At 63.9% G+C, this 12,573-nt stretch carries 12 protein-coding genes; 5 read left to right on the top strand and 7 right to left on the bottom strand.

All coding sequences use genetic code 11. From position 1 onward, the window contains the following. Positions 1-116: 116 nt before the first annotated feature. The 5 genes from EN935_RS07515 to EN935_RS07495 all read left to right on the top strand — a co-directional run bounded on the left by EN935_RS07515 (position 117) and on the right by EN935_RS07495 (position 5,674). Positions 117-1,271, top strand: a complete 1,155-nt coding sequence (locus EN935_RS07515) for an ABC transporter substrate-binding protein (RefSeq protein WP_127373243.1) — start codon at positions 117-119, stop codon at positions 1,269-1,271. 165 nt (positions 1,272-1,436) lie between these two features. Further along, positions 1,437-2,447, top strand: a complete 1,011-nt coding sequence (locus EN935_RS07510) for an ABC transporter ATP-binding protein (protein ID WP_127262845.1) — start codon at positions 1,437-1,439, stop codon at positions 2,445-2,447. A gap of 14 nt (positions 2,448-2,461) precedes the next feature. After that, complete coding sequence (locus tag EN935_RS07505; RefSeq protein ID WP_206532354.1) at positions 2,462-3,412, top strand: ABC transporter permease; 951 nt, start codon at positions 2,462-2,464, stop codon at positions 3,410-3,412. Continuing rightward, positions 3,402-4,217 carry an ABC transporter permease gene (locus EN935_RS07500; protein ID WP_126067511.1) on the top strand — a complete coding sequence of 272 codons (816 nt, stop codon included), beginning with the start codon at positions 3,402-3,404 and terminating at the stop codon, positions 4,215-4,217. Before EN935_RS07505 ends, EN935_RS07500 begins: the two co-directional genes overlap by 11 nt. Before the next feature lie 29 nt (positions 4,218-4,246). Continuing rightward, positions 4,247-5,674, top strand: coding sequence for a gamma-aminobutyraldehyde dehydrogenase (locus EN935_RS07495; RefSeq protein ID WP_127373242.1), 1,428 nt, complete (start codon positions 4,247-4,249; stop codon positions 5,672-5,674). Positions 5,675-5,810: 136 nt separating this feature from the next. Here the strand turns inward: EN935_RS07495 and EN935_RS07490 are convergent, their stop codons facing one another. The 7 genes from EN935_RS07490 to fdhF all read right to left on the bottom strand — a co-directional run. After that, positions 5,811-6,125, bottom strand: coding sequence for a hypothetical protein (locus tag EN935_RS07490; protein ID WP_127266060.1), 315 nt, complete (start codon positions 6,123-6,125; stop codon positions 5,811-5,813). A gap of 151 nt (positions 6,126-6,276) precedes the next feature. Further along, positions 6,277-6,639, bottom strand: coding sequence for a nuclear transport factor 2 family protein (locus EN935_RS07485; RefSeq protein WP_109666739.1), 363 nt, complete (start codon positions 6,637-6,639; stop codon positions 6,277-6,279). Between the two features lie 80 nt (positions 6,640-6,719). After that, on the bottom strand, positions 6,720-7,199 hold the full coding sequence (locus tag EN935_RS07480) for a carboxymuconolactone decarboxylase family protein (protein WP_109666128.1): 480 nt from the start codon (positions 7,197-7,199) through the stop codon (positions 6,720-6,722). 108 nt (positions 7,200-7,307) lie between these two features. Beyond that, positions 7,308-8,861 carry an alpha/beta fold hydrolase gene (locus EN935_RS07475; protein ID WP_109666742.1) on the bottom strand — a complete coding sequence of 518 codons (1,554 nt, stop codon included), beginning with the start codon at positions 8,859-8,861 and terminating at the stop codon, positions 7,308-7,310. A 112-nt stretch (positions 8,862-8,973) separates the two neighbouring features. Continuing rightward, positions 8,974-9,285: a formate dehydrogenase subunit delta gene (locus EN935_RS07470; RefSeq protein ID WP_127265474.1), complete on the bottom strand. Its 312-nt coding sequence runs from the start codon at positions 9,283-9,285 to the stop codon at positions 8,974-8,976. Further along, positions 9,275-10,105, bottom strand: a complete 831-nt coding sequence (fdhD, locus tag EN935_RS07465) for a formate dehydrogenase accessory sulfurtransferase FdhD (protein ID WP_109666132.1) — start codon at positions 10,103-10,105, stop codon at positions 9,275-9,277. The genes EN935_RS07470 and fdhD overlap by 11 nt, the downstream gene beginning before the upstream one ends. Positions 10,106-10,107: 2 nt before the next feature. After that, positions 10,108-12,573 (bottom strand): formate dehydrogenase subunit alpha (fdhF, locus tag EN935_RS07460; RefSeq protein WP_245488889.1); only part of this gene is annotated, 2,466 nt, incomplete at its 5' end.

The following is a 12,573-nucleotide window of genomic DNA, read 5'->3' as shown; positions in this document are numbered from 1 at the left end:
TCCATCAGAGCGGCATCAAGCCCAACGGACGAACTGACAGTTTTCAGTCCGCGCGTGACCCCTAGCGAAGACCGGAAGCGGCTTTCGGGGTCAGGCGCATAAATGGGAGATCGACAATGAAGTCATTCCTGAAGTCATGCACTGCACTGACGGTTGCGCTGACCTTTTCCGGTCAGGCCGTCGCCCAGGTCAAGGAACGTGGCAAGGGCGAAGGCCAGGTCAACATCGTTGCCTGGCCGGGCTATATCGAGCGCGGCGAAACCGACAAGGGCTATGACTGGGTGACCTCCTTCGAGAAGGAGACCGGCTGCAAGGTCAACGTCAAGACGGCCAATACGTCAGACGAGATGGTCTCGCTGATGAATGAGGGCGGCTTCGACCTCGTCACCGCCTCAGGCGATGCCTCGCTGCGCCTCGTTGCCGGCAAGCGCGTGCAGCCGATCAACACCGATCTCATCCCGAGTTGGAAGACGGTCGACGAGCGCCTCAAGGACGCGCCGTGGTTCACCGTCGGCGGCGCCCACTACGGCGTTCCCTACCAGTGGGGCCCCAACGTCCTGATGTACAACACCGACGTGTTCAAGGAGGCTCCCAAGAGCTGGAATATCGTCTTCGAGGAAATGAAGCTACCAGACGGCAAGTCCAACAAAGGCCGCGTCCAGGCCTATGACGGACCGATCCACATTGCGGATGCCGCCAACTATCTGATGTTCCACAAGCCGGAACTCGGCATCAAGGATCCCTATGAACTGAACGAGGACCAGTACAAGGCGGCGCTCGAATTGCTGCGCGTCCAGCGCACGCTGGTCGGCCGCTACTGGCACGACGCCGCCATCCAGGTCGACGATTTCCAGAACGAAGGCGTCGTCGCCTCCGGCTCGTGGCCGTATCAGGTCAACACGCTGGTCGCCGCCAAGAAGCCGATCGCGTCCACCATCCCGGAGGAGGGCGCCACCGGTTGGGCCGACACCACGATGATGGAAGCCGACTCCGCCAACCCCAACTGCGCCTATATGTGGATGGAACATTCGCTGTCACCGAAGGTGCAGGGAGATGTCTCGGCCTGGTTCGGTTCGCTGCCCGTCGTCCCCGCCGCCTGCAAGGGCAATGAGCTTTTGACCGACGAGGGCTGCAAGACCAACGGCTACGACAATTTCGACAAGATCAAATTCTGGAAGACGCCGGTGTCGAAATGCACCACCCAGAACGATCAGTGCGTGCCCTACTACCGCTGGGTGTCTGACTATATCGGCGTCATCGGCGGGCGGTGAGCGCCCTTACCTCCCCCTTGCGGGGAGGGTTGACGCAATAGCGTCGGGGTGGGGTCTGCTCGGCATTTTCGAGGCACCCACCCGCGGCTTCGCCGCAACCTCCCCACAAGGGGGGCGGACGTCACGCGATATCAACACATCAACCCGGCAACAGACTGACAGCCCATGACCTCCGCCGTCTCTTTCCAGAAAGCCTCGCGCCATTTCGGCAACGTGCGAGCCGTCGACGCGGTCGATCTCGACATCGCGCCGGGCGAATTCTTCGCCATGCTCGGGCCGTCCGGTTCCGGCAAGACCACCTGCCTGCGCCTCATCGCCGGCTTCGAGCAGCCGACATCGGGCTCGATCTCGATCTTTGGCGAACGCGCCGAGGGCGTTCCGCCCTATCGCCGCAACGTCAACACCGTGTTCCAGGACTATGCGCTGTTCCCGCATCTGAACGTGCTCGACAACGTCGCCTACGGGCTGATGGTCAAGGGCGTCGGCAAGGCTGAACGGCACAAGGCAGCGGAAGAGGCGCTGTCACTGGTGCGGTTGCCCGGCTATGGCGCCCGCCGCCCCGGCCAGCTTTCCGGCGGCCAGCGCCAGCGCGTGGCACTCGCCCGTGCGCTGGTGAACCAGCCAAAGGTGCTGTTGCTCGACGAGCCGCTCGGCGCGCTCGACCTCAAATTGCGTGAGAACATGCAGGAGGAGCTGAAGTCGCTGCAGAAGGCGCTTGGCATCACCTTCGTCTTCGTCACCCACGACCAGGGCGAAGCGCTGTCGATGGCCGACCGCGTCGCCGTCTTCAACGACGGCAAGATCATGCAGATCGGCACGCCGGAGGATATCTACCAGCGGCCGAGGACCCGCTTCGTTGCCGATTTCGTCGGCTCCTCTAATGTGCTGCCGCCGGATTTCGTCCAGCGCTATTCCGGCCAGCATCGCTGGGGGAGTCTCCGCCCTGAATCCATTCGCGTCGGGCGCGCGGCCAGCGGGGTCACAAGTGGCGAAGGCGTATCCGCCCGCCTCGTCTCGACCAATTATCTCGGTGCCACGACAAAGCTGGCGCTCGATGCCGACGGGCTGCGGCTGCACGCCATCGTGCCGGCCGGCACGGCCTTACCCGGGGAAGGCGAGGCGGTCGTGCTCACCTTCAACCGCGACCACCTGCATCTGATGGACGAGCCGACATGAGCCTCGACGCGGCCATGGTGCGTGCAACGGCGCCCGCCATCCTGCCGGGTAGCGGCGGTCTGCGTGGCGCATTGTCGGACCTTTTCTGGCGCAAGCCGAAGGTCCTGCTGCTGCTCATGCTGCTGCCGCCCGTGCTGTGGCTCGGCATCGTCTATATCGGTTCGCTGTTCGCGCTCTTGGCGCAGAGCTTTTTCTCCATCGACGAGTTTTCCGGCCTCATCAACCGCGAGTTCACGCTCAAGACCTATGGCGACCTGTTCCAGGCCGCCAATCTCGACATCATCCTGCGCACGGTGACGATGGCGGCTCTGGTCACGCTGGCCTCTGCGGTTGTCGCCTTCCCGATCGCCTATTACGCGGCGCGTTATGCACGTGGCCGCTGGAAGGCGCTGTTCTATCTCGGGATCATGCTGCCGCTGTGGTCGAGCTATCTGGTCAAGATCTACGCCTGGAAGCTGATCCTGGCCAAGGAGGGCATCCTCACCTGGCTGCTCGCCAAGCTGCATCTTTTGTGGGTGCTCGACGCATGGCTGTCGCTGCCGATCGTCGGCGGCAACTCGCTGTCGGTGTCGTTCACCGGCACCTTCATCGTCTTCGTCTATGTCTGGCTGCCGTTCATGATCCTGCCGGTGCAGGCGGCGCTCGAGCGCGTGCCGGGCAATCTGGTCGAAGCCTCGTCCGATTTGGGGGCTTCGCCGGGACAGACCTTCCGCAACGTGCTGTTCCCGCTGGCGCTGCCGGGCATCGTTGCCGGTTCGATCTTCACCTTCTCGCTGACGCTCGGCGACTACATCATCCCGCAGATCATCGGTACTTCGCGGCTGTTCATCGGCCAGGCTGTCTATTCGCAGCAAGGCACCGCCGGCAACATCCCGCTCGCCGCCGCGTTCACCGTGGTGCCGATCGTCATCATGGGCTTCTACCTCTGGGGTGCCAAGCGCATGGGAGCCTTCGATGCGCTCTGATGGTTCCCAGTCGGCCCCGCTCGGCCTGAAGATCGCCGCCGCCTGCGGCCTGCTGTTCCTGCATCTGCCGATCCTGCTGATCTTCGTCTATGCCTTCACCACCGAGGAAAAAAGCTTCGTCTGGCCGCCGCCCGGCCTGACGACGCAGTGGTTCGCCGTCACCTGGAACCGGCCGGATGTCTGGCAGGCGCTATCGCTGTCGGTCAGGGTCGCGGCCATCTCGACGGCGATTGCGCTCGTCCTCGGTACGCTTTGTTCGGCGGCGGTGTCGCGGACCAAATTCTTCGGCCGCGAAACCATCTCGCTGCTGGTCATCCTGCCGATCGCGCTGCCCGGCATCATCACCGGCATCGCGCTGCGCTCGGCCTTTGCGCTGGCCGATATCCCGTTCTCGTTCTGGACGATCGTGCTTGGCCACGCCACCTTCTGCGTGGTGGTCGTCTACAACAACGCCGTCGCCCGCTTCCGCCGCACCTCCGGCTCGATGATCGAGGCGTCGATGGATCTCGGCGCCGACGGTTTTCAGACCTTCCGCCATGTCGTGCTGCCCAACATCGCGACGGCGCTGCTTGCCGGCGGCATGCTGGCCTTCGCGCTGTCGTTCGACGAGGTCATCGTCACAACCTTCACGGCCGGCCAGCAGCAGACGCTGCCGATCTGGATGCTGGAAGAGCTGATCCGTCCGCGCCAGCGCCCGGTCACCAATGTCGTGGCCATGGTCGTGGTGCTGGTGACGCTGCTGCCGATCCTTGCCGCCTATTACCTCACCCGCGACGGCGACCAGATCGCCGGTTCGGGCAAATAGATCAAAGAGTTCACAAGGGAGAGATGTCCATGGACACCCAGATGCTGATCGGCTCGAAATTCGAGAAGGGCACCGAGACCGAGGAACCGATCCTCAATCCAAAGACCGGGGCGACCATCCTCAACCTGCCCGAGGCCAGCCAGGTACAGATCGAGGCGGCGGTCACTGCCGCCGAAAAAGCGTTCGTCACGTGGTCGCGCACCACGCCGGCACAGCGCTCCGGCTATTTGCTGAAGATCGCCGACCGCATCGAGGCCGCGGCACAAGAGTTCGCCACGCTCGAGGCGCTCAACTGCGGCAAGCCGATCAACGCCGTGCTCAATGACGAGATCCCGGCCATCGTCGACTGCTACCGCTTCTTCGCTGGCGCCGTCCGTTCGATGCCGGGCGTCGTCGCAGGCGAATACATTCCCGGCCACACCTCGATGGTGCGCCGCGACGCCATCGGCATCGTCGCCTCCATCGCGCCGTGGAACTACCCGCTGATGATGATGGCCTGGAAGCTGGCGCCGGCCATCGCCGGCGGCAACACTGTCGTCTTCAAACCGTCTGAGCAGACACCGCTGACGGCGCTGAAGCTTGCCAGGATCCTTGCCGAAATCCTGCCCGAGGGCGTGGTCAATGTCGTGCTCGGCCGCGGCGACAGCGTTGGCAACACGCTGATCAACCATCCCAAGGTCAACATGATCTCGATCACCGGCGATGTCGCCACCGGCAAGAAGGTGCTGCAGGCGGCCGCCAAGTCGGTCAAGCGCACGCATCTCGAGCTCGGCGGCAAGGCGCCGGTCATCGTCTTCGACGATGCCGATCTCAGCGCCGTGGTCAACGGCCTGCGCGCCTTCGGCTATTACAATGCCGGCCAGGACTGCACCGCCGCCTGCCGCATCTACGCCGGCAAGAAGATCTACGACAAGCTCGTCGCCGATCTGTCGTCGGCCGTCTCGACCATCAAGTACAACCGTCCCGACGACACCGAAAACGAGATCGGCCCGCTGATTTCGCGCCGCCAGCGCGACCGCGTCTCGAGCTTCGTCGAGCGGGCCTCGGAATTGAAGCACATCGAGATCACCACCGGCGGCAAGCCGGGCGAGGGCTCCGGCTTCTACTACCAGCCGACCGTCGTCGCCGGTGCGCTGCAGGAAGACGAGATCGTGCGCCGCGAAGTGTTCGGGCCGGTCGTCTCGGTCACCCGTTTTTCCGAGGTCGACGAGGCTGTGAACTGGGCCAACGACAGCGATTACGGCCTGGCGTCATCTGTGTGGACCAAGGACGTTTCGCGCGCCATGGCGACGGCCGCCCGCCTGCAATATGGCTGCACCTGGATCAACACGCATTTCATGCTGACCAACGAGATGCCGCATGGCGGGTTGAAGCAGTCCGGCTACGGCAAGGACATGTCGCTCTACGCGCTGGAAGACTACACCGCCGTCCGGCATGTGATGGTGGCGCACAGTTAGCGCCTTCCCTTCTCCCCGGTTTACGGGGAGAAGGTGGCCCGAAGGGTCGGATGAGGGGCAGCGCTTCCCTTGCAGAGCTGGCTCCGCCCCTCATCTGCCTGCCGGCATCTTCTCCCCGTGAACGGGGAGAAGGACGCTACTCCACGATGCGATAGATGTTCCACAGGCTGGTGCCCGACACGACATAGGGCTCCATCTCCTTGCCCCATTTGGCATGCGCGTCGATCTTGCCGATCTTGGCAAACATCGCCTCCAGTTGGGCCAGGCTCTCGACCCGGTGATGCGACTCGACTGTGGCTTCCCGGGCACCGATCGAACCGGTCATGATCTGGAATTCCAGCTCGGCGAGGCCGACCTGCGAGCCGATCTCGCGTTCCCATTTCTTCAACAGGTCGAGCACGGTCTGCTTGTGCCCGAACTTGGCGTCGATCTGCCATCTGGCGCTGAACATTGTCTTCTCCTCCAGGGTTGCTGCCGGAGCGTGATCCCGAGCCGAAGGTCCGCGTTAGCGAAACTGGAATCCGGCTTTCAGGATCATGCTCCAGCTCTAAAAACAGAGCCCCATCCCGATTCAATCGGGATGGACAGGCCCTGCGGTTGACCTACTCGTCCCAGGCCTGCACGACGGTCTGCCGTGCGATCCGCCCGTTCTTCAGCTCCAGCATCGCCGCGGCGAACACCTTGGTGCCGTCCGGATAGGCGCAGGCCTGGGTGAAGGCGAGGCTGTCGCCGTCGGCGATGGTGGTGTCGACCTTGTGGGTCATCGCGCGGCTGCAGATGTCGTCCCAGAATGTGCTGATCGCCGCGCGTCCGCGGATCTCGCGCGGCTTGCTCGGCGGGTTGTTGCGGTCGATCACTCGCACCAGCGCGTCGTCGGCATAGAAGCTTGACAGCATCTTGCCGTCACGGCCTTCGATAGCCTTCTTGATCGCCGCGCCATCCACTGTTTGGGTCTTGGTCAGCATTTCATCCTCCATTGGCCCGTCTTCCGACCGGGCGGTTGATGGTCGAAGTGCTGCCCGGCGCTCATCGCCGGGCAGTCGTTTTACTGCGACTTCGCCTTGACGGCCGCGAACACGTCGTCGGTCTGCTTCTTGAAGGTCTTCAGATCGACCTGGCTGCCGTTGAGCATCGTCGACCAGTGGCGCACGATCGCGGCCATCGCCACTGCCTCCTTGATCTCCTCGTCGCTGGCGCCATTGAGCTTGGCCGCCTCGGTGTGGAAATAGATGCAGTACTGGCATGGGATCTGCGCCGCGACGGCGAGGCCCAACAGTTCCTTGGTCTTGCCGTCAAGCGCGGTCTTTGGATTGAGCTGCACGCCCTTGATCTCGGCCCAGGCGCCGGCGACGGCAACATCCGGCAGCGTCCTGAACATGTCCGGCACCGAGCCGAGCGTCGCCTCGATATCCTTGTAGGCAGCCGCTGCCGATGCATCCTCGGCCTTTGCCGGGGCGATGGCGAACAGTGCTCCAACGCCTGCCGCTATCACCAGCGATTTGAGTGTCCGGTTTGACTTCAGCATTTCCTCCTCCGTTCGCAGCGCCTTCCCGGCGACATCTGCCTGGCCTGCATGGGAGAATTGATAGCGCTTGCCTGCCCTTGGCCGCTTCGCCCGAAAGCGCCATGGCTCCTATGGCCCGTCTGGGCCAGTGTGTCGGACAGAGAACGCCGCCGCAGCCGCTCGCGACGGCAAATCCAGCTTGAGCAGTATATTGGCGACGTGGCGCTTGACCGTGTGCTCGCTCAGCCTCAATTCGGCGGCAATTGCGGCATTGCTCTTGCCGTCGGCAATCAGGCTCACCACTTCGCTTTCGCGCGCCGTCAATACGGCCGGTTCGGTCGTTCGGGTCCGCGCGCGACAGTCGGGCTCCAGATGTTGTTCAGTCATCGCCTGGACCAGCGCCAGCGGCTCGTCCAGATCGTCCAGCGTGATCCGCCCGGCATCAGCGAAATGCAGGCCCGAGCCGGTCGCCAGATCCGCGATCAGCCGCGAAGCGAGGATGTCGCCGCGGCCGGCATGGGAGGCGAGCTGCATCGTCACCCGCGCTGTCAGTCCCACCGGCGGCCCGCGCAATTCGATCTCGCCGACATGCGCACCTTGCGCACTGGCCACGCCAATGCCTTGTGCCGCCTCGCGCAGCGCCACCGCACAGCGTATGGCACGCGCCGGGCCGTCGAAGCGCGACATCATCATCTCGCCTTGCGTGCCTGCCAGCCGGCCGCCATGGCGCCCGACCTGCTGGCGCCAGATTTCCTGGAAGCGCTGGCTGCGTTCGCTCCACATGCGGTCGCCCATCCGCGCCGTATCGTAGATGCGCGTCACCAGAAGTGCTGCCAGCACCCGGTCCACCTCGGTCACGGCGCGTTCCCCGGTCAGAAACTCTTCTATGATGTCGACTACTCGGTCGACGTCGCCGGTCCAGATAGGATGATCACGCCCGGGCACTTCGACCAGTTTGGCGTTAGGAATCTTCTTCGCCAGATAGCGGCTGGCGTCAGGATCGACCCGCACATCGTTGCGGCGATGGATCAGCAGCGTTGGCGCGCTGATTGCAGCCAGCACGCCACGCACGTCGATTTCCGCGTTCATGCGCGCCAGTGCCGCCGCAGCGGTCGGGCTCGCCGACAAGCGCTCGAAGCGCGCCCACCACTGGGTGAAATGTGCGTCGTCGACCCGGCCCGGCGCGAAGTTGGGCAAGGTAGCACCCGTGCCCCATGACGTTTCCGCCGTCTCGATGAAGGCGTCGAGGCGTTCGGGCGACATCACCCATTTGTGAAAATGCGCATAGCCGCCATAGAGCGCCAGCGCCCGCGTCCGCTCCGGATAGGTGGCGGCGAACAGCATCGCCATCGGAGCGCCTTCCGAAGCGCCGAGCAGTGCCGCACGGCCGCTGCCGGCGGCGTCCATCACTGCGCGCACATCGTCCATCCGGGTTTCGAGACTGGGCAGGTGGTGGGCGTCGACGCGGTCGGAAAGACCGGTACCGCGCTTGTCGAACAGGATCAGCCGCGAGAATGCCGAGAGCCGCTTCAGGAGCCTGGTATAGCCTTCGTCTTCCCAGTGCAGGTCGAGATTGGAAATGAAGCCCGGCACGAAGACAAGATCGAACGACCCCTGGCCGACCACCTGATAGGCGATCCGCACATCGCCGCTATGGGCGTATCGGGTCTCGATCGGCCTCACGAGGTTTTCCGCCCGGCCTGACGATTTCTGATCGTCGACCATAGCAGAACACCGCCGATTGCGGCAGCTCAAACTTTAGAGGTGGCGAATATAGGCTGACGGGACTCGACGACTACTTCTGCGAGGCGGCGACGTCGGCCGGGGAGGGCTTGAGCCCGAGTTTGAGGTCGGCCTCAGCCGGCGTGATCGGTCGCCTGATCCTGGCGGAGGCGGCCACCACCAACTCGTTGAAGTTCCCGGTGCCGTCGTCCAGCATCTCGAACAACTGCCGCCGCATCCTCGGCTCCCAGAACTTGTTGATATGTTCGGCGACGCCGGCAATGCCTTCCTCACGTGGCTTGGAATGAAAGAAATCGGCGATCTGGTTCGCCATGCGCACCAGCTTCTCGCTGGTGCTCATGATGTGTTCTTCGTCATGCGACATGCTTGGCAACTCCGCAAACCACCCGGTCGGGGTGGGTGAAAATATCAAAATCGTCGCCGCGCACCAGCGCCACCAGCGTCATGCCAGCCTCTTGCGCCGTTCGGATGGCAAGTGCGGTCGGCGCCGAGACGGCGATGATGAAGGCCGAGCCGATAGAAGCCGTCTTCTGCACCATCTCGACCGAAACCCTGGATGTCACCACGACAGCACCGGATGCGCCATCGATGCCGGCTTTTGCCAGCGCACCGGCCAGCTTATCGAGCGCATTGTGACGGCCGACATCTTCGCGCGCCATGACGATGCCCTTATCAGGCACATAGAAACCGGCGGCATGCACGGCTCCGGTCTCGGTGTGAAGCGGCTGCACCTTCGACAAGAGCTTGACCGAGCGGACGATGTCGCCGGCATCAAGCGTAAGCTTTGACGCACTAACCGCATCGACCGAGCGCATCGCTTCTTCGATCGATTCGATGCCGCACAGCCCGCAGCCGACAGGCCCGGCGAGCCTTCGCCGCCGTGCCTCGAAGCGCGTGTTGGCCCGGTCCTTCAGCCGGATCTGGATGTCGATGCCGGCGCCATGATCTTCGACCTCGATGGCTTCGATCTCCTCCGGCGTAGCAATGATGCCTTCGGTCAGCGAGAAGCCAAGCGCGAAATCCTCGAAATCGGCCGGGCTTGCCATCATCACCGCATGCGTGGTGCCGGCAAAGGAGAACGCCACCGGCGTCTCTTCCGGCACCATGCGGTCGGCAGCCGTCGTCCCGCCCGCGCGGCGCGCCAGCCGCGATACCTGCGTCGTGGCTTTGCGGCGCGCGCTCAAGACTACTCCGCCGCTTCCAGCTTCGCGATACGACGGCTGTTGCGTGCCTGCTCGTCATAGTCGCGCTGCCATTCCGACGGCCCGTTGGAGGCGCCGACCTGCACCGCGGTCACCTTGTATTCCGGACAGTTGGTCGCCCAGTCGGAGAAGTCGGTGGTGATCACGTTGGCCTGCGTGTCCGGATGGTGGAACGTCGTGTAGACCACGCCAGGCGACACCCGGTCGGTGATCAGCGCGCGCAGCGTCGTCTCGCCCGAGCGGCTGGTCAGCCGGACCCAGTCGCCGTCGCGCAAGCCCCGGTTCTCGGCATCGTGCGGATGGATCTCCAGCCGGTCCTCCGAGTGCCACATGCTGTTGTCGGTGCGCCTTGTCTGCGCGCCGACATTGTACTGGCTGAGGATGCGGCCGGTGGTGAGCAGCAGCGGGAAGCGCGGCCCCGTCCTTTCGTCGGTCGCCACATATTCGGTGCGGATGAACTTGCCCTTGCCGCGCACGAACCCATCGATGTGCATGATCGGGGTGCCGAGCGGCGCCTTCTCGTTGCAGGGCCATTGCACGGATCCGACACGGTCGAGCAACTCGAAGGAGACGCCAGCGAAGCTCGGCGTCGTCATCGCGATCTCGTCCATGATCTCGGAGGGATGCTGATAGTTCCAGTCCAGTCCGATGGCGCGGGCAAGCTCCTGCGTCGCCTCCCAATCGGCGTAGCGCGCCTTCGGCTCCAGAACCTTGCGCACCATGTTGATGCGGCGCTCTGCGTTGGTGAAGGTGCCGTCTTTCTCCAGGAAGGTCGAGCCCGGCAGGAAGACATGCGCGTAGTTTGCCGTCTCGTTGAGGAAGAGGTCGTGCACAACGACACATTCCATCGCGGCGAGGCCGGCGGCGACATGCTTGGTGTCGGGATCGGACTGAAGAATGTCCTCGCCCTGGATGTAGATGCCCTTGAAAGTGCCGTCGACGGCGGCGTCCAGCATGTTGGGGATGCGCAGGCCGGGTTCGTCGTCCAGCTTCACGCCCCACAAGGTCTCATAGATGTCGCGCACGGCTTCGCCGGAGATGTGGCGATAGCCCGGCAGTTCGTGCGGGAAGGAGCCCATGTCGCACGAACCCTGCACGTTGTTCTGGCCACGCAGCGGGTTCACGCCGACGCCGGGCCGGCCGATATTGCCGGTGGCCATGGCGAGATTGGCGATTGCCATCACCGTGGTCGAGCCCTGGCTGTGTTCCGTCACGCCTAGGCCGTAATAGATCGCGCCGTTGCCGCCGGTGGCGTAGAGGCGGGCCGCGCCGCGGATCAGCTCGGGATCGACGCCGGACAATTTGCCGACAGTTTCTGGGCTGTTCTCAGGCAAGGCGACGAACGATGCCCAATCCTGGAACTCCGTCCAGTCGCAGCGCTCACGGATGAAGGCTTCGTTGAAAAGACCTTCGGTGACGATCACATGCGCCAGCGCCGTCAGCACAGCCACATTGGTGCCGGGCTTCAGCGGCAGGTGATAATCCGCTTCAACATGTGCCGACTTGACCATCTCGGTGCGACGCGGATCGAGCACGATCAGCTTGGCGCCCTGGCGCAGCCGCTTCTTCAGCCGCGAGGCGAACACCGGGTGGGCCGAAGCGGGATTGGCACCGATGATGACGGCGACGTCGGTGAAGTCGACGGAATCGAAATCCTGCGTGCCGGCAGAGGTGCCATAGGTCTGGCCGAGCCCGTAGCCCGTCGGCGAGTGGCAGACGCGCGCACAGGTGTCGACATTGTTGTTGCGGAAGCCCTGCCGCACCATCTTCTGGACGAGGTAGGTTTCCTCATTGGTGCAGCGCGACGAGGTGATGCCGCCGATCGCGGTGCGTCCGTACTGGTACTGGATCCGGCGGAATTCCTTGGCCGTGTGGGCGATAGCCTCTTCCCAGGTCACCTCGCGCCAGGGATCGGTGACTTTTTCCCGGATCATCGGCGACAGGATGCGGTCCTTGTGGGTGGCGTAGCCATAGGCGAAACGGCCCTTGACGCAGGAATGGCCGTGGTTCGCCTTGCCCTCCTTGTAGGGCATCATGCGAATGACCTCGTCACCCTTCACTTCGGCCTTGAACGAGCAGCCGACACCGCAATAAGCGCAGGTGGTGACGGCCGAACGCTCCGGCAGGCCCTTGGCAAGCACCGTTTTCTCGCGCAGCGCATCGGTCGGACAGGCCTGTACGCAGGCGCCGCAGGACACGCATTCCGAATCGATGAACGCCTCGTGCATTCCCGCCGAAACCCGGGATTCGAAACCACGTCCCTCGATGGTCAGCGCGAAGGTGCCCTGGACCTCTTCGCAGGCTCTCACGCAGCGCGAGCAGACGATGCATTGCGATGCATCATAGGTGAAATAGGGGTTGGATTCGTCGCGGGCGATGTAATCGACCGCCAGCGAGCCATGGCCGGGCGCCACGCCACCTTCCGGCTTGACGTGGTTGCGGCCTTCAAT

The organism is Mesorhizobium sp. M7D.F.Ca.US.004.03.1.1 (assembly GCF_003998635.1).
Classification (GTDB): domain Bacteria; phylum Pseudomonadota; class Alphaproteobacteria; order Rhizobiales; family Rhizobiaceae; genus Mesorhizobium; species Mesorhizobium loti.
The sequence above is the reverse complement of the archived record's forward strand: the minus strand, read 5'-3'. Positions and strand labels throughout refer to the sequence as shown.